A 25,614-nucleotide genomic window follows, 5' to 3' on the forward strand; every position below is an offset into this window, starting at 1 on the left:
ATCCAGCCAGCATCTTGAATCACAAACATCCGGTTTTGGGAATCCTACGATTCTCCCAAAATAGGAAATGCTCTAGTGCGCGCAGGATTGAGCGCTTTAGGTCACGCGGGTCAATTTGATCATTAAACTGAAACGCCGCCTGGGCCAGATCATCGACGCGAGCGGCGGAGATTGGCACGTTCAGTCGTTCCGAAAGTTCGCTGCGATTCTGGAACAGCTCGCGCAGTCGCAATTCGCCAGCTTTTCCGCGTGGCAGCAGGTAGTCGGCTACGGGGATACGTTTTACGAATTCACGGCCAACCATCTCAGCGAAGTCGGCGCCAGCGGCCTGGATGGCCGGCAGTTCTTCTCGTTTCATCGTTTCGGGCAGACCCAAGTCAGTGCGCAGTCGATACAGAGTCGCACGGCTTCGGGCCGGGCTACCTGCATCTGTTATTTGTGGCCGCTGAATCGGGAGATCACCGAACAAGTCACCGGTCGCGCCCGCGTCGACGGCTTTGAGCAGCCTATCTTGAAATTCAGGCGTTTCATCGCGAGCAGAGGGAAACAGCACACCTTGCTCCACCAGTTGTCCGATGCGCTGGGCTCGCTCCTCGATTGAGACAGGTCCTTCCCCTCGTATCGCCTGAATATCCTGTAACAATGGTGCGCCGCTGCCAAACTGCACGACATTCAGGTGATCGGTTATTGTGTCAATGGATTCTCGCACTGCCCTCAATTCGGCCACTGCCGCATCAAGACCGCCTTGCAATTCCGGGTCGGTCAGTACCACAAAGCCGTTGTCAAGCAGGGGAATTGTTTTGTGCAAATGTCGCACTGCAGGATGCACACGCATAATGCGCCCGACTATCTGGAGGCCGAATTGAACGCCGCGGTTTGGCCGCACAGAAACCAACGTCCAGGCGCGCGGCGCGTCAAAACCGGTCGCGATAGCCACCTTGAAAATCAACACCTCTACATCGGGATCATGGGCGAAGGCATGGAAGTCAGGATCCGACTTACCTGATGTGTGCGACTTGATAGCGGCGGCAGGAACGCCAAGCTGTACGAGCTTTTCGCGCGCCCGTCCCACGGGGTCCGCCTCGCCCGCCTTCTGGTCTTCGACCTGAACCAGCATCAGAGGCGTAACAGCAATGCCGCGATCGGCGAGTTCATTTCTGATCTTCTTGTGGCGCGCCCAGCAGGCCGCGAACGCAGCCTGCTCAGGGTCGACCAACTTGCTGTCTTCTTCACCAAATGTCACAATTCCCAACACAAGGCCGATTTTGTTCAGTCCCGCATCGACCACTGCCTGACGATCGACAACCACACGGCTTTCGACACGTATTCCGGCCTCTCTCTCGAAGGACTCTAGTTTTTCGTCACTCGGCGTCGCGGTGGCGAGAATCGTCGCGTCGGGTTTCAGCACATTTAGATAGAATTCGGCGGCGGCTTGGGCGGAGGTGCCGAAATTCACATGCGCCTCGTCAATGACCACGCCAATGGAAAAGCCCTTGTCGCGCAGTTCGCCAATTAAATCATCAATCGAGCCGGAAGCCTCGGCCCGTCGGCGCACTTTTCGTGCGTCGGCATTATTGGCTGCGACGGTCGCCCAGGTCTGCACAAAAACATCGCCGTCGCGGGTGCTTGCCGCTGTCCTGTCTTTCGCAACCTCACGCAAGCGCAGCGATGGACATTGCGCTGACAATGCGTCTTTGGTTTGCTCGACCAAGCCGACAAACGGGGTGAACCAAAACCAGGCGAATTTGCCGAGCACCGCGCCGCGCAAGCTTTCCAGGGTCCGACCAAGGATCAACGTCTTGCCGGCGGCAGTAGGCGCCTGCAGCAAGACGACGCCAAGCTCACGTGCGATCATCTCTCGCTGGACCGGATTTTCGACCTGCAACCCGGCGATGCGTCTGACCGTGTCGCGAAGCGCGTCGCGCGCCTTCGACTGGTAGCCCGCGAGCGTATGTAGCGCATCGCCAGCTTTTCTTGCAGGCTCAGCGTTCATTGCTGGAATCTCTGTTTTAGAACATCGCGCACTGCGCGCAGCTCAATCGTGTCGGGAAGGCCCCATTCGCGAATTGCGCCGGGCGTCCAAGCATAAACAAATACGGGCCGCCCCGCAGGCTGCATCTCAAGGAATACGCGTAAAGCCTGATCCGGCCTGTCGGCAAAAACCAACGTCGATTCGTCGCCTTCATGCACGTTGAACGGCGCGTCCACGTCAAACACGGTCAGCGGCAGGTCGTGCATGGCCTCCACCGCCGACCACACTTCCTGCGGTTCGACGTCGTAGTCAATGTCTTCGAAATCAACTTCGCGCATGCGCAAGTAGGCAAAGCCGGCTGAAAGCTCGGTATATTTGCCCTCCTCCAGTCGGTTCAAGCGACGGATACGCTCGGAGGTCACATCGCGGGCGAGGTTCTTGTCGGGTTCTTCCTCAGTCTTTTCGGTGGAGGAAACCAGGATGAAGCGCCGGTCGCCGCCATCCTCTGCATTCAGCTCCATCACAGCTTGGCCGGTGGTGGCCGAACCTGCAAAGAAATCTAGGACCAAATCGGCAGGGCCGGTTGACTGGCGTATCAACTCACGGATCAGCGATACGGGTTTCGTATATTCAAAGGTTTTCCGGCCGAATATGTCCTTAACAGTCTTCGCGCCCTCGCTATTAGTACCCACAATCAAATTAGTCAGTTCGTCAACCGCCGTTGCTTTTTCCTTCTGAGGCACAATCCAAGAAGAAATTGGCTGAGACGCTCGTTTTAGTTCGTTTTTATATCTCTTAAATGAAGGAACACCGAACCCAACCTTTCTCCCAATCCAGAATTCAAGATCAGGTAACCCAAGACGTAGCAGTGGAGATCGACCGCTCATCGGCACATCGCCAATCTCTATAGCTCTGTTAAGTTCCTCTATCGAATCCCACTGCTCGACCCGTTGATCATGCGGAAAGTATATTTGGTCTAGAGCAATCCATTCCTCCATGTATTTTGTTTTTACTCTTGATTTTGCAGTTGCCCGTTCACGAGAGGTAAAGGCCCATACGCGATTTGGATTGCAGGGATACCATATATCGGTATTCGGGTCCCTGATCGGATAGTAAGCTAGACCAGCCCTAGGGTTATCATACGACACGGTAAGATCACTCAAACGATAGAAATCATTCTTCTTTTCGTCGAAATACTTGTACATTGCATAGGTCTTCTCGGTTCCACCAAATTTGAAAGCCGAGTTCGCGTAAACTAAAATAGGTTCGTGGTTTGACGTGAAGAAATGCTCGCCGCCCTCATTCCCACCAATTCGGGTTCGCCAAGTAAAGCTCCCTACCCGCATCCCGGGCAACGCTTCGTCCATCAGCATTTCGAGCTTGGCGCGGTTATCGTCATTAATTGACACAAGCAGCACGCCATCTTCGGTGAGCAGGTCACGCGCCAAGGTAAGCCGGCGATAGAGGAATTCGAGCCAAGTTGAGTGCCGGTAGCGATCATTGGGGTCCACATAGTGGTCGTTATAGACCCAGTCTTTGTTCCCGGTATTGTATGGTGGGTCTATGTAGATGCACTTCACGCGGCCGGCATAGGCCATGCGAAGCCAGCGCAAGGCATCGTAATTGTCACCCTCGATGATCAGGTTTTCCCAGGGAGCTGGGCGTTCGCTCAGTTCTTTGTCCAAGGTCGCGACGACAAAGTTCTCATCGACGGCCAGATCGGCTTCGATGTCGTCGCGCTCCCAAACCAGACCGAACCGGCGCTCGCGATCACGTTTTTGCAGAATCCGAACCAGCTGCTCGCGAGTTAGGTCGTCATATTTTCCAGCCATTCGAATCGTCTTGTTGCTCTCTGCTCGGGTCCTGCCCGATCATCTCCCGCGTTACAATAAGACAATTCTCACTCTGACGCCGACCGCTTTGCAGCAATCAGCTCGGGTGAACATTGACCATGTTAGCGTCTCCCTAGAAGAACCTATCTGCCGTATTTGCTTTTGCAATGCGCAAAAAACGCAATTCACGGGTTAGAAACTTAATCCTTCAGTGGGATTAGCTCTTCAGTCGCGGACATTGACCTTGGCGCACCCGACAGGATTCGAACCTGTGACCTCTGCCTTCGGAGGGCAGCGCTCTATCCAGCTGAGCTACGGGTGCTTCCCGGCGGGCCGGAAAACGAACCGGGTGAACCGGCAAGTCACGGCTTCTTAGCGGAAGCGGGCGCGGGCTTCAACGGGCAATTGGAGATTGGCGCGGCGTCGCCTGGTGGGGTGGATTGGTCCTTTCACGGGTGCGGGCCTGTTGGATGTGGCGCTCCCCCTCTCCGTCTCGGCTTCGCCGAGCCACCTTGCCGGGGCGAGCCCAGGGTCTCGCCCGTCCTTCGAGCCCCCAGTTTGTGGGGCGAGGAACCTCCCTCATCCTCCCGCCTCGCCCCGCACCGCCCGCCTCCTCCGCACCGCCCGCTTGGCCTTCTTCGCGCCCGTCAGCTCATGCATGGCGTCGAGCTGCATCTGCTGCATTTCGGCCAGGCGGGTCCATTGGCGCGAGATGAGGTAGTCGAGTTTTTCGTGCAGATGGCGCACTTCGAGCTCGGCCTTGAGGTTGACGCGGTAGTCGTTGAAGGAGCGCAGGCGGTCTTTCACCTCCTGGCGCTTCTGGCTCATCATGATGATGGGCGCCTGGATGGCGGCGATGCAGGAGAGCAGCAGGTTGAGCAGGATGAAGGGGTAGGGATCGAAGGCGCGGTTCAAGCCCTCGAACAGGTTGATGGCGATCCACACCAGGAGCACGCCGGCGAACGAGATCAGGAACCACCAGCTGCCGCCGAAGGCCGCCATGTTGTCGGAGACGCGGTCGGCAAAGGAGCGGTGCTCCTCGAACTCCTCTTCCGAGTTTTCCGAAATCGTGTCCTGCCTGGCGATCGATTCCACCACCTGGCGGTCGAGCTCGGAGAATTCGCCGTGCTCCTGCTGGAGCAGCTCCTCCATGTAGCGCATGCGGTAGCGGCCGAGCTCCTCGCGGCTGATGCGGGCGCCATGCGGCAGGTCCGGATGGTCGGAGCGGATGCGGTCGGCCAGGCTCGGGCGCAGATCGTCGATGCGCACCAGGTCGCGCTTGCGGAATTTGCGGCCCGAGATCGCCGACGGTCTTTTCTTGGGCTTGGCCCGCGAAGCGCCGGGCAAGGCCGGCTCTGAGTCCGGCACCTCCGGCGTGTCGAAATGCTCGTCCGAAACCCCGTGCAGGTCCTCCCCCGTGGTCGGCGCCTCGAAATATTCGCCGCCGCTGTCATTGTCCGCCTGCTGCTCGGACGCCTTGGGAACGGTGCTCATGATGCGGGCTCCTGCTGTGGTGGAAGACGATAGACCGATGCGGCGATGCTTAGCCAGCATCGCGGCGATTTGGCATGCCTATGCCACGCCTTGCGGACGATTGCGTGACAGGAAGGGACAGCGGGCCGCCTTTCGGGGCTGGTAGAGAGACATTCGAGGTTGGCGGCGGCTCAATGAAATCGTTATCAACCCCTGGGGAAACCTAACGGGGGCGAAGCTCCGTCGCGGAGCCTGGATCCATTCCGTGGCATTGGCGGCGGTGGAGCAGAATTGCGAACCGTTGCGGCGCCTGCCGAGTCGCGGCATGGATCCTCGCGCCGCGTCGCTACGCTCCTTGCTCCGCCCGTGGATGACGAAGTGATTGGCCGGCGCCTGGGCGACGGCACAAAAAACCCGCCTTGCGGCGGGTGGCTGGCGCAAATCAGCACCATAGCGAGAATAGTAGCATAGTTGCCTTCACCCTGTCAAGAAAAAATTCCTATCGGGCCAGTCGACGCCATCGCCCGCTTTCGAGCGACTGCGCCGCCCCTCACTGTCCTGCCGGACATCTCTCCCCGTAGAACGGGGAGAGAGGGGCTGTTATCGCCGGTTTCGCCAATCACCAACGCTGCAAAAAGGGTGCCGAGGTTGCGGTCAGCCTCTTCTCCCCGTCACTATACGGGGAGAAGTGCCTGGCAGGGCGATGAGGGGCGGCACCGACTTCGATAGTTGAGCAAGCTGGTCCGAAGCGAGGCAGCCCCGCAGCTCGCCCGCTCACTGCTGTTCGGCGTACATCACCCTGGTCGGGGCGTCGGCAACCGCCGGCGATAGGTTGCGCTGGATCAGCGCCTCGACATGGTCGTTGCGCTGGCGGGCGCTGTCGGCGCCCATCACCACCACGATCAGCTGGCGGCCGTCGGCTTCGTAGGAGGTGACGATGTTGAAGCCGGAAGCCCTGATATAGCCGGTCTTGATGCCGTTCACGCCGCGCACGCGGCCGAGCATGTCGTTGTGGCCGCGCACCAGCCGGCCGCGGAACATGAAGTCGCTTTCGGAAAAATAGTGGAAATGCTGGGGGAAGCGCTGGTGCAGCGCCATGCCGAGCACCGCCATGTCGCGCGCGCTGGTGACCTGGCCGTCGTCGGGCAGGCCCGAGGCGTTGCGGAAAATGGTGCTGGTCATGCCAAGCTGGCGCGCCTTCGACGTCATCATGGCGGCGAACTCGTCCTCCGAGCCGCCGAGATATTCGCCCACCGCCACCGCCACGTCATTGGCCGACTTGACGACGATGGCGCGGATGGCGGAATCGACGTCGATCGTTTCCCCGCGCCGGAAGCGCATCTTGGTCGGCGGCTGCGAGGCGGCGTGGTCGGAGACCGGGATCTGCGTTTCCTTGGAGACGCGGCCGCTCTCCATCGCCTCGAACAGGAGGTAGAGCGTCATCATCTTGGTCAGCGAGGCCGGATAGCGCTGGGCCCTCGAATTGACCTCGAACAGCTGCTTTCCGCTTCTGATATCGACGACGATGGCCGCGTATTTCTGCGGCGGCGCCGGCACGGCGAGCACAGAGTCCGGCGGTGTCGTGGTCGAGCAGCCCGCAACCATCAGCAACAGGCCAAGGGCGACGAAAAGTCTCTGGACGAGCGGAAGGCGACGCTGGTTGGACAAGGGCAAGTCTGTTCGGGTCAGGCTGTTGCTGAGATGCGGCGAAGCTAACGTAACCCGCCAGCTGCGTCCATTTGGTTAATGGCGGTAGCCCCAGCTTTGTCTGCTTTCGCAAGCTTGCGTTCCAAGGTGATGCAAAATGCCGGTCGCGGCGCTTGCGCAACCGGTGGCGAACGGTTCTTGTTGCGCTTTCGGATTCGATGAGAGCGCTATGGATACGGTCAACCTCAATGCACGCGGCATTTCGGTTTCGCTGGACACCACGGTCGGCCATATCGCCGACATGGTGGTCGAGGATGGCGGGCGCCAATTGCGGCCGCTGCACCGCGCACCCTGGGTCGGCGCGCCACGCGAGACGCTGCCGGCCGACTTGCCCGAAGGCACGGTGCGGCTGTCCGGCGATTTCCTGTGCGCGCCGTTTTCGCGCAGCGACGTCGAGGAAGCGCCGCTGCATGGCTGGCCGGCCAACAGCGCCTGGGACGTCACCGAAAGCAGCGCCGTGGACGGCGGCTGGCGAGCCGTTTTCCGGCTGCGCCGCAAGGTCATGGGCGCGACCGTCGACAAGATCCTGACGCTGCGCGACGGCCATGCCTTCCTCTATCAGGAACATGTGTTTTCCGGCGGCCGCGGCGCGATCTCCGTCGCCCATCATCCGATGACGGCGATGACGGATGGCGGCCGGCTGGCCTTTTCGCCAAAACGCTTCGCGGCCTCGCCCGCCGATCCGCTGGAGCCCGATCCCGCGCGCGGCCGCTTCCTGCTCGCCTATCCCGGGCGCAGCAGCGATCTCGGCCATTTTCCCGCCGCCGGCGGCGGCACGCTCGACCTGACGGATTACCGCATGGACGACCGGCGCGAGGATTTTGTCACGCTGGTCGAGGCCGATCATGGCGGGCCGGGCTGGACGGCCCTGGCGCGCCGGGCCGAGGACGATCTGGTTCTGGTGCTGAAGAACCCGGCGGAGTTGCCGGTCACCATGCTGTGGTTCAGCAATGGCGGCCGCGACTACGCGCCGTGGAGCGGCCGGCATCTCGGCGTGCTCGGCATCGAGGACGGGCGCACAGCCGTCGGCCATGCCGCCTCGATCGGCGACAACTGGCTGACACGCGAAGGCGTGGCGACGGCGTTTACGGTCGGCGAAGGCGCCAGCGTCTCCTTCCGCCATGTCATCGGCGCCCTGCCGCTGGCGGGCGGCGAGCCGCCGCAAGAGGTCACCACGGCGGAGGGCCGCATGCGGCTCTTGGGCCGAGGCTCGGCGCGGGAGGTGCCGTTCGACAGCGATTTCCTGCGCATCGGGCAGGCCGCGGCTGGTTGAGCGGATTGGCTTCGAACGTCGGCGTTTCGACACTTGACCACCGCACCTTACCCAAAATGCCGGTTTGAAATTTCCGCCGAGTGCCGCCAGAATAACGGTCGCGCCAACCATCAGGGGCAAGCGAGGCCGCCATGTCCGAAATCGCCCATCTCGCCGCCACCATCTTCAAGCGCGCCGGCAAGGCAAAGCGCTTCATCGTCGCCATTGCCGGACCGCCGGGGGCCGGCAAGTCGACATTGTCGGCCAGCCTGCACGATCTCTTGCCGGAAGGCGCCGTGGAGGTCGTGCCGATGGACGGCTTCCACTATGACGACGTCGTTCTCAACCAGCGCGGGCTGCGCGCGCGAAAGGGCGCGCCGGATACGTTCGACTTCGGCGGCTTCGAGACGCTTCTGAAGCGCATCCGGGCGGGAGAGCCCGACATCGCCATCCCGGTGTTCGACCGCGGCATGGAACTGTCGCGCGCCGCGGCGGCGATCATCGGCGCGGAGACCAAATTCATCCTGGTCGAGGGCAATTACCTGCTGCTCGACGAGGAGCCGTGGTCGCGGCTGGCGCCGCTGTTCGATTTCTCGATCTTCGTCGAGGTGCCGCGCAACGAGCTCGAGCGCCGGCTGATGGAGCGCTGGCACGAACATGGCCGCTCCGAGGAGGATGCGCGCGCCTGGATCGCCTCCAACGACATGCCCAACATCGAACGCGTGCTGGCGCGGCGCCGGGCGGCCGACCTGGTGATTGGTTAACCTGCTAATTGTCGGTATTTTTCGACGGGAACCTTAAGGGGTTTCGTACCGTTATGGCCGGGAACCGATTGTCCTGCGTAAGGGGATTTTGCAATGGCAACCAAGGCAAGAAAACCCGCGACCGCCAAGACCAGGATGACGAAGACGACGCAGGCGAAAGCCGGCGCTGGTCCGGCGATCGCCGAACGTTCGAAGGACGCAAAGCCCAGCTTCGGCAAGGCCGCGCCTCGGAAGGTCGCGGCCGCGGCCGCAAAGCCGGCCAGCGCGCGCAAGCCGGCGCCAGAGAAATCCGGCGCCGTCCGCACCGTGGCAAGCGTCGCGGCCGGCGCGGTGGTGGCGACGGCACGCGGCGCCGCTTCGCTGGCGGCTTCCGTGATGGGCAAGGGCGGCCCGAAAGCCAAGGCGAAATAGCCCAGCCGGGCCGGCCAAGGCTACGATATCCCGCGCCCCAGGGCGGCCGGGCCGCTTCAGCCCTTTGCCGGGAGTGTCAGCCCCTTCTGCACCGCCGGCCGAGCCAGGCCGCGCTCCAGCCATGCCGCCACATGCGCGAAATCATCGAAGCCGACGAGGTCGCGCGCTTCATAGAAGCCGATCAGATTGCGCACCCAGCCGATGAGCGAGATGTCGGCGATGGTGTAGTCATTGTCCATGATCCATCGGCGGCCCTTCAGCCTGCCGTCGAGAACGCCGAGCAGGCGGCGCGATTCATCGCGGTAGCGCTCCAGCGGCCGCTTGTCGGCGATCTCGCGGCCGGCGAATTTGTGGAAAAAGCCGACCTGGCCGAAGATCGGGCCGACGGCCGCCATCTGGAAGAACACCCACTGGATCGTCTCGTAGCGCCGCGCCGCGTCCGCCGGGACGAGCAGGCCGGTCTTGTCGGCGAGGTAGAGCAGGATGGCGCCGGACTCGAACAGGCCGATCGGCTTGCCGTCGGGACCGTTCGGATCGATGATCGCCGGTATCTTGCCGTTGGGATTGAGCGACAGGAATTCCGGCGTCCAGCTTTCGTTTTTGCCGATGTCCACATAGTGCGGCTCGTAGGCCAGGCCGATCTCTTCCAGGGCGATCGATATCTTCACCCCATTCGGGGTCGTCGCCGAATAGAGCTGGATCCGGTCCGGGTGCCTGGCCGGCCAGCGGGCGGTGATTGGATAGGCGGACAGGTCGGCCATCGAGAACTCCTGGGCGGGGATTTCGCACCGAGCGGCGCGGTCTGGGTGAGGTCGGCAAAGAATTAGGCGCAGGCCCAGGGATGATCAATGCGGCGTCAGGCGTTTGGCCGTGCACGCACAGTCAACAAATCGAATGATGCCGGCATCGGGAGCCGGCAGATTGACCTGCCGGGCAGAACATGATCGCCGGGATCAGATCGCCTTGAAGGCCAGCACCGCATTGGTGCCGCCAAAGGCGAAGCCGTTGCTGATGGCGGCGCGCACCTTGCGCTCGCGCGCGACGTTCGGCGTCACGTCGAGATCGCAATCGGGGTCGGCCTCGCGGAAATTCGCCGTGGGCGGCACCACGCCCTCTCGGATCGCCATCACGCAGGCGATCATCTCCAGCCCGCCCGAGGCGCCAAGGCAATGGGCATGCATCGACTTGGTCGAGGAGACGGAAAGCGAGCGCGCGTGCTCGCCGAAGACGCGCTTGATCGCGGCGGTCTCGATCTGGTCGTTGGCCTTGGTGCCGGTGCCGTGCGCATTGAGGTAATCGATGTCCTCGGGATTCAACCCGGCGTCCGCCAGGCAGAAGCGCATCGCCGCTTCCGGCCCTTCTATGGTCGGCGCAACGATGTCGGAGGCATCGGCCGAGAGGCCGGCGCCGACGATTTCGGCGAGGATGTTTGCGCCGCGCGCCACCGCGTGATCGTAGCTTTCCAGAACCGCCATGCCGGCGCCTTCGCCGAGCACCAGACCCTGACGATCGGCCGAAAACGGCCGGCAGGTATCGGGCGACAGCACGCGCAGCGCCTCCCACCCCTTCAGCACGCCCCAGACCAGCGGTGCCTCGGTGCCGCCGGCGACCATGACGTCGGCGCGGCCGAGCCTGATCTGGTCAACCGCCGATGCGATGGCGTGGTTGGCCGACGAGCAGGCCGAAGTGACGCCGAAGACCGGTCCACGCAGGCCAAGATGCATGCTGACCTGACCGGCGGCGGCGCCCGGCATGACCTTCGGCACCGTGAAGATGCCGGCGCGATTCTTGCCCTCGATCAGGATGGCGCGGTAGTTCTCCTCGACCGTCTCGAAGCCGCAGACGCCGATGCCGATAACGGCACCCATGCGGTAGGTATTGTCCGCATGGGGGGCCAAGCCGGACTGCTGCAAGGCTTCGCGGGCGGCAATCACCGCCAACAGGCTGAAACGGTCCATCGAGACCAGCTGCTTGCGCTCGATGCCATGGTCGGGCAGCCCCTTGATCTCGCAGCCGATCTTGACCTTCAAATCGTGCAGGAACGGGTTGTCGATGGGGCCGATCGCCGAGCGGCCGGCGCGCATCTCGGTCCAGATCGCCGGCACGTCGGTGCCAAGCCCGCACAAACCGCCGATGCCGGTAATGACGACGCGCTTGTGCATCCGGTCAGGCTTTTTTCGCGATCAGCGCGCGAACGGCCTCGACCATGTCGCCAACATTCTTCAGGTTGCTCCAGGCATCGACCGTGTTCATCTCGATCTCGATGCCATACTGCTCCTCGAGATCGAAGATGATCTCGGTCAGTTCCAGCGAATGGATGCCGAGCGCCGTCAATTCGGTGCTGGTGGTGATCTCCTCGCCGCCCGGCTCGGCATGAGCCTTGATCTTTTCGATGATTTCGGTCGCCAGTTGGTCAGCCATTCGGTTTCTTCCCCACTTTGTCGTTTCCCGACGCCAACTGAACAGCGCCTTTTTGTCCTCGATATCAGGCCGCGACCGTCGCCTTGGACCCCCGCCAGGCGTCGCATGAGCGTACCAAGGTGGCTCCCTCTATAGAAACGGAAACGCCATCAAGCAACAAGCTATATATCGACAAAACCGCCGCGGTGCTTAACCTGACGGCGTGGATACGATCGAACATACCGGATTTTCGGCCCCGCCGGCGCAGCGGGCGGCCGGACTGGCGCAGCTCGTCTGCGCCAGTCAAGACGGCCGCACACGGCTGCGCCGCCTCTATCAGGACGGTTCCGCCAAGATAAGGATGCCGGCCGTTTCCGGCGGCCCGCTGGAAGCCGTGCTGATCAACACCGCGGGCGGGCTGACCGGAGGCGACCGCCTCGCCTGGGAGATCGACGTCGGCGCGCATGCCAGCGCCACGATAACGACGCAGGCCTGCGAGAAAATCTATCGCGCCGCTTCCGACCGGGCCGAAGTCAGCGTCCGGCTAACGGTCGGCGAAAACGGCCGCGTCGCCTGGCTGCCGCAGGAGACCATCGTTTTCGACCGATCGGCCTTTGCCCGCACGCTCGACCTTGATCTTGCCGCCGGCGCCGAGGCGCTGGTGCTGGAAGCCACCGTCTTCGGCCGGACGGCGATGGGCGAACGCGCGGTCCAGGGCGGCTTTCACGACCGCTGGCGCGTCCGCCGGGGCGGGGCTCTCATCCATGCCGAGGATTTCCGCATCGGACCCGACATCGCCGCGACCCTGGCGCGCCCACCGATTGCCGGCGGCGCCGTCGCCATGGCGACGGTGCTATTGATCTCGCCGCGGGCGGAAGCGCTTCTCGATCCGGTTCGGGAGATCATCGGCGGCCAGGGCGGCGCCAGCACCTGGAGCGTGCAGGAATCTGGCAAGCTTCTTGCGAGGCTGTATGCCGGCGACGGCTACCGGCTGCGCCAGCATCTGGTTCCGCTCGTCGGCTTGCTCAACGGAAAGGCGGGACTGCCCAAAATATGGTCACTGTGATCGTGTCCGCATCATTTCAGGGAAACGCATGAACCTGACGCCAAGGGAAAAGGACAAGCTGCTGATAGCCATGGCGGCGGTCGTGGCGCGCAAGCGTCTGGAGCGCGGGGTCAGGCTCAATCATCCGGAGGCGATCGCGCTGATCACCGACTTCGTCGTCGAAGGCGCCCGCGACGGCCGTCCCGTCGCCGAGCTGATGGAAGCCGGCGCCCACGTCGTCAGCCGCGCCCAGGTGATGGAAGGCATCGCCGAGATGATCCATGACGTGCAGGTGGAGGCGACATTCCCCGACGGCACCAAGCTGGTGACCGTGCATGAGCCGATACGGTGAGGAGACAGATATGCTTGAGCTGCGCCCGAACTGCGAATGCTGCGACAAGGACCTGCCGCCGGAAGCGGCGGATGCGTTGATCTGCACCTTCGAATGCACCTTTTGCGCCGATTGCGTCGAAGACGTGCTCGGCGGCGTCTGCCCCAATTGCGGCGGCAATTTTTCGGCACGGCCGATCCGTCCGGCGGCAATGCTGAAGAAATATCCCGCTTCGACCAAGCGCGTCCTCAAAGCCGAGGCCTGTGGCCCGCGCGAGGCCGCGTGAACGCCAGACGACCCTGATAGGAAAGACGATCCTGATAGGAAAGACGCACCGATGATCTCAGCACAGATGAAACGCACAGCCCTCTCGGCGATTCTGCTCATGGCAGCCGCAATGCCCGCCTACGCCCATGTCGGGGCCGGCACGACCTCCTCCTTCGCGGCCGGCTTCATGCATCCGCTCTCCGGCCTCGACCACATGACGGTGATGGTCGCGGTCGGCCTGTGGGCGGCACAGAAAGGCGGCAAGGCCATGTGGGCATGGCCGGCGGCCTTTGTGGGCGTCATGCTGGCCGGTGGCGCGCTCGGCATGCTGCATGTGCCGCTGCCCTTCGTCGAGCCGGGCATATTGGCGTCGGTGGTGGCGCTCGGATTATTCGTGGCGCTGGCCGTCGATCTTCCTGTCACGGCCGGCGTCGCCATCATCGGCGCGTACGCGCTGTTTCATGGCCACGCCCATGGCACCGAAGTGCCGGAAAATGCCGCAGGGCTTGAATATATGGCCGGCTTTGCCGTCGCCACGACGCTGCTGCACGCCGTCGGCATCGCCGCCGGGCTTGGCCTCGGCAGGCGATTTCGCGTGCTCGTGCGGGCCGCGGGTGCCGCCTGCACGGCGATAGGGCTCGGCCTCGTCTTCGGCGCCGTGTGACGAACGATGATCCCAGGTGAAATCATTCCCGCCGACGGCGACATCGACCTGAACAAAGGCCTGCCGGCGGTTACGCTCAAAGTGGCCAACAGCGGCGACCGGCCGATCCAGGTCGGCAGCCACTATCATTTCTTCGAGACCAATGAGGGCTTGAAATTCGACCGCGAACAGGCGCGCGGCATGCGCCTCGACATCGCCGCCGGCACCGCCATGCGCTTCGAGCCCGGACAGGAGCGCGACGTTACGCTGGTGCCGCTGGGCGGCAAGCGCGAGGTCTATGGCTTTCAGCAGAAGGTGATGGGCAGGCTGTGAGGCCGAGGGCGTCTCATGCGCGGCGTGCAAAGAGGGCAAAGGGCTTTCGGGCGAGCACGAAAGCGAGTTGTGCCCTCGGCTCAATCGGACGGCTTGGCCGCCGCATAGATGACGATTTTTCCGGGGTCGTCGAATTCCACGGCGAGAACGTCCTGCGCAAGCACGCGTCGCGAGTCGATGGCATTGAACAGCAGCGCGTTGGCCTCGATCTCCTTGCGCAGCTCCGCAATGTCGTCCTGATGCTGCTTGACCTTGGTTTCGATCGCCGGCGGCGGACCGCCTTCGGTGCGCGCGGCATCGGTCAGGAACACGATATCGACCTTGTCGAGCTTGGATGTCTTGCGCACCGTGCCGATGTTTTCACGCGTCCGATCAATCGCCCTGGCAACTTTGCCGGCTTCGGCATCGCTCCTGGTTTCTTCCTGCTTGACGTCCGAGCCGATGATCCGGTTGACGGTCTCAGGGCTTTCGAGCCCTTGTGCGTGAAGGGAGGCTCCGGGGCTGCCCACCGCCAGGAATGCCATGGAGGCGAAGGCATAGAGCCGTCTCTTGCCGGGATTGATCGCCATCGCTCGCTCCTGGACGGGTTCATTTCGCGGCGCCGTTCAGCGCCGATGAAACGAAACGGCTCCTGCCCGGCCAAGGTTCCCTTCCAGATAGCGCGGGCGGACCGGACGACGGCCCGCCGCGCAGGCGCGCCGTCAGCTCGCCTTCTTGGTGATCAGGGTCAGGGCGCCGTTGGGCTCCATGCTGGCCGCGACCACCTGCGCCGAGGTCATTCCCTTGGCCTCGAGGGCGGATTTGACCTTGGGCGTGGCATCGATCGAGCTGCGCAGCTTCTGCAGGCCGGCATCGCCGCGCTGGGCGATCACCTGGTTGACCTGCGTCTGGGTGTCCTTCGGCAGTTCGGTGATGTCGACGATGTTGACGCTCTGGATCGTCGGCGCGGCCTGCTGCCCGCCGGGGGCGGGCGCGGCCGGCGCTGCCGGAGCGGGCTGCTGCGCGGGCTGCTGCTGGGCACTGGCGGCACCCGCCAGCATCAGGGTGGCGGCAGCGGCGAGAACTATCGTTTTGCGCATGGATTTTCCTTCCATCGATTTGGCAAACGGTCGTTTTGGGGTGACCCTCCAACCTCAACCGCCAAATGGGATCAGAAGGTGTCGACCAGCGGGTCATTGCGTGACCATTGGATGGCAGCAATGTGCAGCCCGGTTTCACCAGCACCGCAATTCGGGAGCAATCACTGATGGCCAGAATAACCCGCGCCGCCTATGCGCAGATGTACGGGCCGACGGTCGGCGACAGGGTGAGGCTTGCCGATACCGAACTCTTCGTCGAGGTCGAGAGGGATTTCACCATTCATGGCGAGGAGGTGAAATTCGGCGGCGGCAAGGTCATCCGCGACGGCATGGGCCAGAGCCAGGTTTCCCGCGCTGAAGGAGCGGTCGACACCGTCATCACCAATGCGCTGGTGATCGACGCCAGCGCCGGCATCTTCAAGGCCGATATCGGCCTCAGGGACGGCCGCATCGCGGCAATCGGCAAGGCCGGCAACCCGGACACACAGGATGGCGTCACCATCATCATCGGCCCCGGCACCGAGATCATCGCCGGCGAAGGCAAGATCCTTACCGCAGGCGGCTTCGACGCGCATATCCATTTCATCTGTCCGCAGCAGATCGAGGAAGCGCTGATGTCGGGCATCACCACGATGCTCGGCGGCGGCACCGGCCCGGCGCACGGCACGCTCGCCACCACCTGCACGCCCGGGCCATGGCACATGGCGCGCATGATCCAGTCCTTCGACGCCTTCCCGATGAATATCGGCCTGTCGGGCAAGGGCAACGCTTCCCTGCCCGCGGCACTGGAGGAGATGGTGCTGGGCGGCGCCTGCTCGCTGAAGCTCCACGAGGACTGGGGCACGACGCCGGCCGCGATCGACTGCTGCCTGTCGGTGGCCGACGACCATGACGTGCAGGTGATGATCCACACCGACACGCTCAACGAGAGCGGCTTCGTCGAGAACACGGTGGCGGCGATCAAGGGCCGCACCATCCACGCCTTCCACACCGAAGGCGCGGGCGGCGGGCATGCGCCCGACATCATCAAGGTCTGCGGCCTGCCCAACGTCATCCCGTCCTCGACCAACCCGACGAGGCCCTACACGGTCAACACGCTGGCCGAGCATCTCGACATGCTGATGGTCTGCCACCATCTGTCGCCGTCGATCCCGGAAGACATCGCCTTCGCCGAAAGCCGCATCCGCAAGGAGACCATCGCGGCGGAAGACATTCTGCACGACATCGGTGCCTTCTCGATCATCTCCTCGGACTCACAAGCGATGGGCCGCGTCGGCGAGGTGGCGATCCGGACCTGGCAGACCGCCGACAAGATGAAGCGCCAGCGCGGTTCGCTGCCGCAGGAGACCGGCAACAACGACAATTTCCGCGTCCGCCGCTATATCGCCAAATACACGATCAACCCGGCCATCGCGCACGGGCTGTCGAAGGAGATTGGTTCGATCGCTGTCGGCAAGCGCGCCGACTTGGTGCTGTGGAACCCGGCCTTCTTCGGCGTCAAGCCTGATATGGTACTGATCGGCGGCATGATCGCGGCCGCTCCCATGGGCGACCCCAACGCCTCGATCCCGACGCCGCAGCCGATGCACTATCGGCCGATGTTCGGCGCCTATGGCAAGGCGCGCACCAACTCGTCGGTAACCTTCGTCTCGAAGGCGGCACTAGAGTCCGGTCTGCACGGCCGGCTCGGCGTCGACAAGCAGTTCGCCGCGGTCGAAAACACGCGTGGCGGCATCGGCAAGCACTCCATGGTGCTCAACGACGCCACGCCGCATATCGAAGTCGATCCCGAGACTTACGAGGTTCGTGCCGACGGCGAACTCTTGACCTGCGAACCAGCGACGGTGCTGCCGATGGCGCAGCGATATTTTCTGTTTTGATAAGATCGCCGCGAGCCATTGCCCTCGTTAAATGCGGCGGTGAGTGGGTTGTGCCGACTGCCCGAATGGGCCCACTCGTTCTCCGCAGGCTTGGAAATTGTGCACTTTGGGAGCAATATCTCCTCAATGAACAAGATATTTCGCAAACAGCAATTGACGCCCTACGAGGCCGACTATGCTCAGTGGTGCGCCGAGCAGGGCGCGTTGCTGCGCGAAGGTCGTCTTTCCGACCTCGATCGTGAGAATGTTGCCGAGGAGATCGAGAGCTTGGGGCGGAGCGACAAAAGGGAAATTGCGAGCAGGCTTGGCACTTTGGTCCTTCACTTGCTAAAATGGGAGTTTCAGTCTGAGCAGCGCAAAACGGGCTGGTTGCTGACAATTCGGGAGCAACGGCTTCGGATTGAGGGCCTGCTTGATGAAAGTCCGAGCCTCAAAAAATATCCTGCGCAGGTGCTCGATCGAGAGTTCAAGATAGCAAGATTAAAGGCCTTGGACGAAACAGGCCTGAGAGATCGGGATTTCCCTGTCCATTGCCCCTATGGGATCAAGGAAATCTTGGACGATGATTATTTCCCAGGATCACCGTGGTCTTCAGACAACCTTATGCGCGAATAGACTGATAGTGGTGTGTTGACGGACGTTCCATCACCTGGCGAGCATTCGGCATGGCCACCGAAATAGCTTCGCCCCACGACATCTTCCCGCATATCCGCATCGTCCTGGGCATGGTGATCGGGCTCGGCGTCGCGCGCCTGTTGTCGGGGGTGGCGCGCATCGTCCAGCATCCCGGCCAGTACCGGCTCTATACGGTGCATCTGGCCTGGGTCGCTTCGGTGCTGTTGATGCTGGTGCATTTCTGGTGGTGGGAGTTCGGCCTCTACGCCATCGAAACATGGACCTTCGGCAAGTACCTGTTCATCATCTTCTACGCCATCACCCTGTTCCTGCTCTGCGCGCTGCTGTTTCCGGATTCGATGCTCGACTACACCAGCTATGAGGATTTCTTCTATTCGCGCCGCGCCTGGTTCTTCGGCCTGCTGGCCGCGACCTACGTGCTCGACGTGATCGACACGCTGCTGAAGGGGCCGGAGCATTTCGCCCGCTTCGGCAACGAATATCTGTTCCGCACGCCGGTCTTCGTCGCGCTGTGCATCGCCGCGATCCTGGTGCGCGACCGCCGGTTTCACATCGCCTTCGTCGCGGCGGCGCTGATTTACCAGGTATCGTTCATCCTGCGGCTGTTCGACACGATCGTATGACGGCCGCGGATGCTCTAGGCTGACCGGGAAAGGCAGGGTTCAATCATGTACAAGGCCGTCGGATCGCGTGGATCCCGGGTTAGCCGTGTTCTGTGGATGCTCGAAGAACTCGGGCAGGCCTATGAATTCGTCGAAATTCCCCTGCGCTCGCCCGAAGCCTATGCGCTCAATCCCTCGGGCAAGGTGCCGATCTTGATCGACGGCGAGCTGACGCTGACGGATTCGGCGGCGATCTGCGTCTATCTCGCCGATAAGCACGCGGATAAGGGCATGGGCGCCAGTCCCGGCCTCGCAGGCCGCGCCGAAATGGATTCCTGGATGCATTTCGCCCAGTCCGAGCTGGAAGCGCCGTTGTGGAACAAATTGCGCCACCGTTTCCTGCTGCCCAGGGAAGTCCGGGTCGATGTCGGCCCCGCGGCCGCCTACGATTTCGCCTCGGAGGTCAAGGCGCTGGACCGCCGGCTTGGCGACAAGCCTTTCGCGCTCGGCGACCGGTTCTCGGCTGTCGACGTGCTGCTCGGCGACATGGGCGGCTGGGCCCGAGCCGGCCGCTTTCCAATAGAATCCGACCGCGTCAACGCCTATTTCGACCGCGTGCTTTCACGCCCTGCCCGTGCCCGGGCGCAAGCCAATGGCGGAGCCATGAAATGAAGCTCAACCTCAACACCGACTTCACGAAGTTCCCGCGCGCCATCTCGGTGCTGACCTCCGGCAATGCCGGCACCACGGCGCCATCCGGCCGCGCGGTTCTTGCCCATGACGAGCGGCATCTGCGCCGCCGGGCGATCGAATTGTCCGATGGCAGCAAGGTACTGGTCGACCTGCCGGAGCCCGTCACCCTCAACGACGGCGACAGGCTGGTGCTGGAAGACGGCCGCCACGTCGAGATCATCGCGGCGCCGGAGGAGGTCTATGATATCCGCGCCCGCGACGCCGTGCATCTGGCCGAGCTTGCCTGGCATATCGGCAACCGCCATCTCGCGGCGGCGATAGAGGCGGAGCGCATCCTCATCCTGCGCGATCATGTCATCAAGGCGATGCTGGAGGGGCTCGGGGCCACGGTGAGCGAGGTTTCCGAACCGTTCAAACCGGTGCGGGGCGCCTATTCCGGCGGCCATGACCACGGCCATGCGCACGCCCACAGCCACGCCGAAGCGCATTCGCACAGCCATTCGCATTCGCACGACCATCACGATCATCACGATGATCATCATGATCACCATGACTGACCAGCCATCCGGGGTCGCCCTGCTGCGATTGATGGCGTGGCTGTCGCCGGTCTTTCCGGTCGGCGGCTTTTCCTACAGCCATGGCCTCGAGCGCGCCGCGCATGATGGGCTGGTGACCGATGCGGCGAGCCTCGCCGCTTGGCTTGAAACGCTGGTCGAGATGGGCTCCGCCTGGAACGATGCCGTGCTGTTCGCGGAGAGCTGGCGCAACGCCCGCGACGGCGGCGATCCGGCCGAAGTCGCCACACTGGCGGAGGCGTTGGCCGGGTCGCGTGAGCGCCATGCCGAGACCATGCTGCAAGGTGCGGCTTTCCTCAAAGCGGCCGCCGCCTGGCCCACTCCCGTGCTGGAGCGCTTGCCCGCCGATTGTGCGTACTGCGTCGCCGTCGGCGCTGTTGCCGGCGGCAATGGTATCGCGCTTCAGGACGCGCTGTCCGCCTTCCTGCAGGCCTTCTTCTCCCATCTCGTCCAGGCCGCGATCCGGCTGGGCGTCATCGGACAAAGCGGCGCGACCAGTTTGCTCGCCGGCTTCGAGCAGCTGGCCCTTGCGACCGCCGCCCGCGCATCCCGCTCGACATTGGACGATCTCGGCGGTTGCGCCTTTGTCTCTGATATCGTGGCGATGCAGCACGAAACCCAGTATTCGCGATTGTTCCGCTCATGATCGTCCTTGCCTTCGTCCTCTCATTCGTCCTGCTGGTGATCACCGCGTTGCACGTTTATTGGGGCATTGGCGGGATATGGCCGGGCAAGGATGCGGCGTCCTGCGCGCATGCGGTCGTCGGCTTTCGCGGCGTCGACGAGATGCCGGCGCCGTTCGCCTGCTTTGCCGTCGCCGCCTGCCTGGCGCTGGCAACGCTCTGGCCGATGGCTCTGGAGGGTGTGTTTGCCTCGCCCTTTCCTGGGCAAGGCCTCGCCGCCACCGCGCTGCTGATCGGGCTGGTGTTTCTCGGACGCGGCATTGCCGGCTTCACGCCCCGGTGGCGCCGGCTGGCACCGGAACAGCCTTTCGCGCGGCTCGATAGGAGCCTTTATTCGCCGCTGTGCCTGCTGATCGGGCTCGGCTTCGCAGTTCTCGCCATCACGGAGTTCCCGACATGACGCAGCCCAACGGTCCCCTTCGCATCGGCATTGGCGGCCCCGTCGGTTCGGGCAAGACGACGCTCACCGAGAAACTGTGCAAGGCGCTGCGTGAGGAATTCTCCATCGCCGTCGTCACCAACGACATCTACACAAGGGAAGACGCCATGATGCTGGCGCGGCTGCAGGCGCTGCCGGAAGAGCGCATCGTCGGCGTCGAGACCGGCGGCTGCCCGCACACCGCCATCCGCGAGGACGCCTCGATCAATCTGCAGGCGATCGCGGAGCTCAACCGCAAATTCCCCGATCTCGACATCATCTTCATCGAATCCGGCGGCGACAACCTTGCCGCCACCTTCTCGCCGGATCTCGCCGATCTCACGCTCTATGTCATCTCCGTCTGCCAGGGCGAGGAGATCCCGCGGAAAGGCGGCCCGGCGATCACCCGTTCCGATTTCCTGATCATCAACAAGAGCGACCTGGCGCCCTATGTGAACGTCAATCTCGACGTGATGGAGAGCGACGCCACCCGCATGCGCGGCAAGCGGCCGTTCGGCTTCACCGACCTGTCGCGCGGCAAGGGGTTGCGGGAGGTGATCGATTTCATCGTCGAGCATGGCGGCTTGAGGCTCGGGACCGCCGCAAGCACGGCGGCGTGAGCCGGCTGCACCAACCGAAACCGGTTGCGGGCACAAGCAGGGCACGGCATTGTTCCTAAAACCCGGAGGATTTTTCGATGAGCATCGCCCGCCTGCAAAAGGAACCGCTGACCAACCTGCCCTTCTACGAGGAGCGCGTCGATCTTGCCTGCGCCTTCCGCTGGACGGCGCGGCTCAACATGCACGAGGCGGTGGCCAACCATTTCTCGCTGGCGGTCAACGAGGACGGCACAAAATTCCTGATGAACCCCAATCAGGTGCACTTCTCGCGCATCAAGGCGAGCGACCTTTTGATGATCGACGCCAACGATCCCGAGACGCTGTCCGGCCCGAATGCGCCCGACCCGACGGCGTGGGGCCTGCACGGCGCCATCCACCGCAACGTCCGCCATGCGCGCTGCGTCATGCATGTGCATTCCATCCACGCCACCGTGCTGGCCTCGCTCGCCGATTCTAGGCTGCCGCCGATCGACCAGAATTCGGCGATGTTCTTCAACCGCCACGTCGTCGACGCCCATTATGGCGGTCTGGCCTTCGAGGAAGAGGGCGAGCGCTGCTCGCAGCTCCTGACCGACCCCAAGGTCAAGGTAATGGTGATGGGCAATCACGGCGTGCTGGTCATCGGCGACACGGTGGCCGACGCCTTCAATCGCATGTTCTATTTCGAACGCGCCGCCGAGACCTACATCAAGGCGCTGTGGACAGGGCGGCCGCTACGCACGCTTTCCGACGCCATCGCCGAGAAGGCGGCAAGCGAAATGGACGACTATCCCGGCCAGGCCGAGCGGCATCTCAGCGAGCTGAAGGCGATCCTCGACGAGCAGGAGCCGGTCTACCGGAACTGAGGTTTAAAGCCCCAGTTCAGCCCGCAATTCCTCGGCGCTGTTGATGACCACCGCACCGGGCGGGCCGTCCATCGGTTTTTCCGGCCAGAAGATCGTCTTCATGCCTGCCGCCAGCCCCGCCATGGCGCCCGGCCAGCTGTCGTCGACCGCCACCGCGTGCGCGGGATCGACATCGGCCAGATAGGCGGCGCGCAGGAACGGCTCGGCTTGCGGCTTGCCTTCGCGCACGTCGTTGCGGCTGATGGTCTTCATGCCTGGATAGATCAGGCCGACCATGTGCAGATTGGCGTCGACGATCATGCGGTCGGAATTCGAGACCACGGCTTGCTGCACGCCAAGCGCGCGCAATTCGTTGAATATCTCGATCGCACCGGGGCGCGGCTTCAATGTCGCGACAAGCGGCAGATAATGCTCGTATTTATGGACGATCCACTCGTCGAAGGGCAGATCCAGGCCGAACTCGTCGCGCATCATCAGGTAGACCGGCCAGGCAGCGACCCCGAGAACGCGCTCATGCAGGTCGGGCGGAGGCTGAAGGCCGACATTGCGCATCGCCGCCACCAGGGCTGCTTCGTGCAGCGGTTCGCTGTCGACCAGCGTGCCGTCCATGTCCCAAAAAACCGCTTTCGGTGTCATGCAACGCTCCTTTTGGCGTTCCCTTAAAGGGTTTACCCCGCGAGATAAACCATCCGGACGGCAGAACGTGCCACCTGTCGGAACGGAAATCCCCCTTTTGCCTGCCGTGGAATCCCCAGGCCGACGATGATCCGGCCGATCCCTCGCCCGCAGAAGCAAGCAATTGCCCTGGCGATTGACAATTGCGCAGCGCGCTGTTCCCTGCGAAAGTAGGCGCGACCGCTTCCATGACCGGCGGTTTCGGGAGGCAGGACGTGAACAACCGGCAGGAGGGCGGCAGCAACAGGTTGGACGATGCCGCGCGCGCGGGCTGGCTCTATTACGTTGCCGGCAACACGCAGGACCAGATCGCCGCCACGCTCGGCATCTCCAGACAGACGGCGCAGCGGCTGGTGTCGCTGGCAGTGTCGGAAGGCCTGATCAAGGTGCGCGTCGACCATCCGATCGCCAACTGCCTCGACCTCGCCGCCCGCCTGAAATCGCGCTTCGCGCTCGACCTGGTGGAGGTGGTGCCGAGCGACCCGACCTCATCATCGACGACGATCGGCATCGCCGAGGCGGCGGCAGCGGAAATTGAGAGGCGACTGAGATCGCCGGCCCCGATCGTGCTGGCGATCGGCACCGGCCGTACGCTGAAGGCGGCGATCGAGCAACTGCCGCCGATGGAGTGCCCGCAGCACAAGGTGGTGTCCCTGACCGGCAATATCTCGCCGGACGGTTCGGCCGCTTTCTACAACGTCATCTTCACCATGGCCGACAGGGTCAAGGCGCGGTCGTTCCCGATGCCGTTGCCGGTCATCGCCTCCTCGCCGCAGGAGCGCGAGATGCTGCTCAGCCAGCCGATGATCCAGCCGACGCTGGCGCTGGCCGCGGAGGCCGACGTCACCTTCGTCGGCATCGGCGACCTCGGCCCGAAGGCGCCGCTCTATGAGGACGGCTTCATTTCCGACGCCGAGCTGAAGGCGCTACAGAAGGCCGGCGGCGTCGCCGAAATTGTCGGCTGGGTGTTCGATCGCGACGGCCGCATGATCGAGGGCATCACCAACGACCGGGTGTCGTCGGCGGCCCTGCCGTCACGCGAGAAGTCGCTGGTCATCGCGCTCGCCATGGGTGAACGCAAGCTGCCGGGCATCCTGGCGGCCGTGAACCGCCGGCTGGTCAACGGCCTTATCACCGACGAACGAACCGCCGCCGCCCTGCTGGCGAGCGGATGAGCCAAAAGCCTCGAGGCAACATCGATTTGCGATAAAATCCGGGCGGGCTATCCATGCCGTCCGAAGGGGTCGTTGCCGTCGAGGAAGCCAAGGTCCCGCCGCAAGTGCGGTGACAGGTCCCTGATGTCGAGATGCGCCTTTTTCCTGGTCGCGAACCAGCCGAATCCGTCCGCAAGCCATGAAATCCAGCGATGATCCGGAGCGGGAGTGCATTTTTGCTGCGCCATGGTCATGATCGTCAACCTTCGCTATCTTCAACCCGAGTGACGGGCTGAGGATGAATGTCGGTCTTGCCGGCCGCCTTTGCCAATCGAACGTCGATAAGGACCCATAAGGAGGCTTTATGCCGGATCTCAGCTCGCGACAGGTTGCGCAGCTTCCGCCGCTGCAGGCGATCCGGGTGTTCGAAGCGGTGGCGCGGCATCTGTCCTTCACCAAAGCGGCCGAGGAACTGGCGATGACGCAGGCAGCGGTCAGCTATCAGATCAAGGTGCTGGAGGAGCGGGTCGGCGCGCCGCTTTTCCTGCGCCGGCCGCGACAGATCGAGCTCACCGAAGCCGGACAGCGCCTGGCGCCGGCGGTCAGCGAGGCCTTCGCCATACTCGGCCAGGCCTATGCGGCGGCGCGCGGCGGGGCGGACGGTCTGCTGTGCGTCACCACGGTGCTGACCTTTGCCTCCAACTGGCTGGCGCATCATCTGGGTTCGTTCCAGATCGCGCATCCCGCCCTTGCCGTGCGGCTCGACACATCCAGCCGCCTGACCGATTTCGCCCGCGAGGATGTCGACCTTGCCATCCGCTCGGGCGGCGGCAAATGGCCGGGACTGGAGGCCTACAAGCTGCTCGACGCCGATTTCACGCCGATGCTGAGCCCCAAGCTCGCCGCGAGCATCGGCGGCGTCAAGGAACCGGCCGATCTGCTCAAGCTGCCTATCCTCGATCCCGGCGACATCTGGTGGACGCAATGGTTCGAGGCCGCGGGCGTGCAAAGCCATGACCTTGCCAAGCGCCCCGGCAGCAGCATGGGCGCGCAGGCCTATGAGGCCAATGCGGCCATCGCAGGCCATGGCGTGGCGGTCCTGACCAGGGCGCTGTTCAAGGCGGAACTCGCCGACGGCCGCCTGATCCAGCCCTTCGACCTGGTCGGCGACGACGGCCACGCCTACTGGCTGGTCTATCCGGAGGCGCGCCGCAACGTGCCGAAGATCCGCGCTTTCCGCGACTGGATCCTGGCCGAGATCGCCTGCTGACCGGCTAACTCCAGGATCAAAACCGCGCTCCATCCAGATCACCGTTGTCGCCCG

Annotated in this window: 30 protein-coding genes and 1 tRNA gene; 19 read left to right on the top strand and 12 right to left on the bottom strand. The window is 63.3% G+C overall.

Translation table 11 applies throughout. The features are described from left to right. Positions 1-19 precede the first annotated feature (19 nt). The 5 genes from FJ953_RS23955 to FJ953_RS23980 form a co-directional block, all read right to left on the bottom strand. Positions 20-1,993, bottom strand: coding sequence for a DEAD/DEAH box helicase (locus FJ953_RS23955; RefSeq protein WP_140625184.1), 1,974 nt, complete (start codon positions 1,991-1,993; stop codon positions 20-22). After that, the gene (locus FJ953_RS23960) at positions 1,990-3,804 is read right to left on the bottom strand and encodes a site-specific DNA-methyltransferase (protein ID WP_140625185.1); all 1,815 of its coding nucleotides are present in this window, start codon (positions 3,802-3,804) and stop codon (positions 1,990-1,992) included. Before FJ953_RS23960 ends, FJ953_RS23955 begins: the two co-directional genes overlap by 4 nt. Before the next feature lie 245 nt (positions 3,805-4,049). Next, positions 4,050-4,126, bottom strand: a tRNA-Arg gene (locus tag FJ953_RS23965). 257 nt (positions 4,127-4,383) lie between these two features. Then, positions 4,384-5,298, bottom strand: a complete 915-nt coding sequence (locus FJ953_RS23970; protein WP_140625186.1) for a DUF1003 domain-containing protein — start codon at positions 5,296-5,298, stop codon at positions 4,384-4,386. Positions 5,299-6,051: 753 nt separating this feature from the next. Then, positions 6,052-6,945, bottom strand: a complete 894-nt coding sequence (locus tag FJ953_RS23980) for a D-alanyl-D-alanine carboxypeptidase family protein (protein WP_140625187.1) — start codon at positions 6,943-6,945, stop codon at positions 6,052-6,054. A gap of 208 nt (positions 6,946-7,153) precedes the next feature. Here FJ953_RS23980 and FJ953_RS23985 point away from each other — a divergent pair, with 208 nt between their 5' ends. From FJ953_RS23985 to FJ953_RS23995, 3 genes are all read left to right on the top strand, one after another. Further along, complete coding sequence (locus FJ953_RS23985; protein ID WP_140625188.1) at positions 7,154-8,257, top strand: hypothetical protein; 1,104 nt, start codon at positions 7,154-7,156, stop codon at positions 8,255-8,257. 131 nt (positions 8,258-8,388) lie between these two features. Further along, entirely contained in the window at positions 8,389-9,000 is a 612-nt protein-coding gene (locus FJ953_RS23990; RefSeq protein ID WP_140491298.1) for a nucleoside triphosphate hydrolase, read from the top strand. 93 nt (positions 9,001-9,093) lie between these two features. Next, positions 9,094-9,411 (top strand): hypothetical protein, encoded by a 318-nt coding sequence (locus tag FJ953_RS23995; RefSeq protein WP_140625189.1) that lies wholly within the window; start codon positions 9,094-9,096, stop codon positions 9,409-9,411. 56 nt (positions 9,412-9,467) lie between these two features. Here FJ953_RS23995 and FJ953_RS24000 read toward each other — a convergent pair whose 3' ends face one another. The 3 genes from FJ953_RS24000 to FJ953_RS24010 form a co-directional block, all read right to left on the bottom strand. After that, positions 9,468-10,172, bottom strand: coding sequence for a glutathione binding-like protein (locus tag FJ953_RS24000; RefSeq protein ID WP_140625190.1), 705 nt, complete (start codon positions 10,170-10,172; stop codon positions 9,468-9,470). Between the two features lie 192 nt (positions 10,173-10,364). Then, the gene (locus tag FJ953_RS24005; protein ID WP_140625191.1) at positions 10,365-11,573 is read right to left on the bottom strand and encodes a beta-ketoacyl-[acyl-carrier-protein] synthase family protein; all 1,209 of its coding nucleotides are present in this window, start codon (positions 11,571-11,573) and stop codon (positions 10,365-10,367) included. A 4-nt stretch (positions 11,574-11,577) separates the two neighbouring features. Continuing rightward, positions 11,578-11,832: an acyl carrier protein gene (locus FJ953_RS24010; RefSeq protein ID WP_140491308.1), complete on the bottom strand. Its 255-nt coding sequence runs from the start codon at positions 11,830-11,832 to the stop codon at positions 11,578-11,580. A gap of 202 nt (positions 11,833-12,034) precedes the next feature. Between FJ953_RS24010 and FJ953_RS24015 the strand changes: the two genes are divergently transcribed. From FJ953_RS24015 to FJ953_RS24035, 5 genes are read left to right on the top strand one after another with little or no spacing between them, the layout of a single operon-like run. Then, on the top strand, positions 12,035-12,877 hold the full coding sequence (locus FJ953_RS24015; RefSeq protein WP_140625192.1) for an urease accessory protein UreD: 843 nt from the start codon (positions 12,035-12,037) through the stop codon (positions 12,875-12,877). 28 nt (positions 12,878-12,905) lie between these two features. Then, a complete protein-coding gene (locus FJ953_RS24020; protein ID WP_140491311.1) occupies positions 12,906-13,208 on the top strand; it encodes an urease subunit gamma in 303 nt (100 codons plus the stop codon). Positions 13,209-13,218: 10 nt separating this feature from the next. Continuing rightward, positions 13,219-13,473 carry a DUF1272 domain-containing protein gene (locus FJ953_RS24025; RefSeq protein ID WP_140554594.1) on the top strand — a complete coding sequence of 85 codons (255 nt, stop codon included), beginning with the start codon at positions 13,219-13,221 and terminating at the stop codon, positions 13,471-13,473. A gap of 51 nt (positions 13,474-13,524) precedes the next feature. Continuing rightward, entirely contained in the window at positions 13,525-14,118 is a 594-nt protein-coding gene (locus tag FJ953_RS24030; protein WP_140554595.1) for a HupE/UreJ family protein, read from the top strand. Between the two features lie 6 nt (positions 14,119-14,124). Continuing rightward, positions 14,125-14,430, top strand: coding sequence for an urease subunit beta (locus FJ953_RS24035; RefSeq protein WP_140554596.1), 306 nt, complete (start codon positions 14,125-14,127; stop codon positions 14,428-14,430). Positions 14,431-14,510: 80 nt separating this feature from the next. Here FJ953_RS24035 and FJ953_RS24040 read toward each other — a convergent pair whose 3' ends face one another. Continuing rightward, positions 14,511-14,999 (bottom strand): hypothetical protein, encoded by a 489-nt coding sequence (locus FJ953_RS24040; RefSeq protein WP_140491319.1) that lies wholly within the window; start codon positions 14,997-14,999, stop codon positions 14,511-14,513. 132 nt (positions 15,000-15,131) lie between these two features. Beyond that, positions 15,132-15,509, bottom strand: coding sequence for a hypothetical protein (locus tag FJ953_RS24045; protein WP_140514392.1), 378 nt, complete (start codon positions 15,507-15,509; stop codon positions 15,132-15,134). A gap of 164 nt (positions 15,510-15,673) precedes the next feature. Here FJ953_RS24045 and ureC point away from each other — a divergent pair, with 164 nt between their 5' ends. The 9 genes from ureC (at position 15,674) to FJ953_RS24090 (ending at position 22,461) form a co-directional block, all read left to right on the top strand. Continuing rightward, complete coding sequence (ureC, locus tag FJ953_RS24050) at positions 15,674-17,389, top strand: urease subunit alpha (protein ID WP_140554949.1); 1,716 nt, start codon at positions 15,674-15,676, stop codon at positions 17,387-17,389. 126 nt (positions 17,390-17,515) lie between these two features. Then, entirely contained in the window at positions 17,516-18,004 is a 489-nt protein-coding gene (locus tag FJ953_RS24055) for a DUF29 domain-containing protein (RefSeq protein ID WP_140491324.1), read from the top strand. Between the two features lie 50 nt (positions 18,005-18,054). Beyond that, the gene (locus FJ953_RS24060; protein WP_140554597.1) at positions 18,055-18,648 is read left to right on the top strand and encodes a hypothetical protein; all 594 of its coding nucleotides are present in this window, start codon (positions 18,055-18,057) and stop codon (positions 18,646-18,648) included. A 45-nt stretch (positions 18,649-18,693) separates the two neighbouring features. Continuing rightward, positions 18,694-19,299, top strand: coding sequence for a glutathione S-transferase family protein (locus tag FJ953_RS24065; protein ID WP_140514385.1), 606 nt, complete (start codon positions 18,694-18,696; stop codon positions 19,297-19,299). Then, on the top strand, positions 19,296-19,877 hold the full coding sequence (gene ureE, locus FJ953_RS24070; protein WP_140625193.1) for an urease accessory protein UreE: 582 nt from the start codon (positions 19,296-19,298) through the stop codon (positions 19,875-19,877). Before FJ953_RS24065 ends, ureE begins: the two co-directional genes overlap by 4 nt. Beyond that, entirely contained in the window at positions 19,870-20,541 is a 672-nt protein-coding gene (locus tag FJ953_RS24075; protein WP_140625323.1) for an urease accessory protein UreF, read from the top strand. The genes ureE and FJ953_RS24075 overlap by 8 nt, the downstream gene beginning before the upstream one ends. Next, a complete protein-coding gene (locus tag FJ953_RS24080) occupies positions 20,538-20,978 on the top strand; it encodes a DUF3995 domain-containing protein (protein WP_140491332.1) in 441 nt (146 codons plus the stop codon). Before FJ953_RS24075 ends, FJ953_RS24080 begins: the two co-directional genes overlap by 4 nt. Continuing rightward, a complete protein-coding gene (gene ureG, locus FJ953_RS24085) occupies positions 20,975-21,616 on the top strand; it encodes an urease accessory protein UreG (protein ID WP_140491334.1) in 642 nt (213 codons plus the stop codon). Before FJ953_RS24080 ends, ureG begins: the two co-directional genes overlap by 4 nt. Positions 21,617-21,693: 77 nt before the next feature. After that, complete coding sequence (locus FJ953_RS24090) at positions 21,694-22,461, top strand: class II aldolase and adducin N-terminal domain-containing protein (protein WP_140524180.1); 768 nt, start codon at positions 21,694-21,696, stop codon at positions 22,459-22,461. Positions 22,462-22,464: 3 nt separating this feature from the next. Here the strand turns inward: FJ953_RS24090 and FJ953_RS24095 are convergent, their stop codons facing one another. Further along, positions 22,465-23,097 (bottom strand): HAD family phosphatase, encoded by a 633-nt coding sequence (locus tag FJ953_RS24095; RefSeq protein ID WP_140524182.1) that lies wholly within the window; start codon positions 23,095-23,097, stop codon positions 22,465-22,467. Positions 23,098-23,351: 254 nt separating this feature from the next. Here FJ953_RS24095 and FJ953_RS24100 point away from each other — a divergent pair, with 254 nt between their 5' ends. After that, positions 23,352-24,311 carry a sugar-binding transcriptional regulator gene (locus FJ953_RS24100; protein WP_140491340.1) on the top strand — a complete coding sequence of 320 codons (960 nt, stop codon included), beginning with the start codon at positions 23,352-23,354 and terminating at the stop codon, positions 24,309-24,311. Between the two features lie 47 nt (positions 24,312-24,358). Here FJ953_RS24100 and FJ953_RS24105 read toward each other — a convergent pair whose 3' ends face one another. Then, complete coding sequence (locus tag FJ953_RS24105; RefSeq protein WP_140514372.1) at positions 24,359-24,544, bottom strand: hypothetical protein; 186 nt, start codon at positions 24,542-24,544, stop codon at positions 24,359-24,361. Positions 24,545-24,654: 110 nt separating this feature from the next. Here FJ953_RS24105 and gcvA point away from each other — a divergent pair, with 110 nt between their 5' ends. Beyond that, complete coding sequence (gene gcvA / locus FJ953_RS24110) at positions 24,655-25,560, top strand: transcriptional regulator GcvA (protein WP_140524183.1); 906 nt, start codon at positions 24,655-24,657, stop codon at positions 25,558-25,560. Positions 25,561-25,614: the final 54 nt, after the last annotated feature.

The sequence above is a fragment of the Mesorhizobium sp. B2-3-6 genome (assembly GCF_006442305.1).
Lineage (GTDB): Bacteria > Pseudomonadota > Alphaproteobacteria > Rhizobiales > Rhizobiaceae > Mesorhizobium.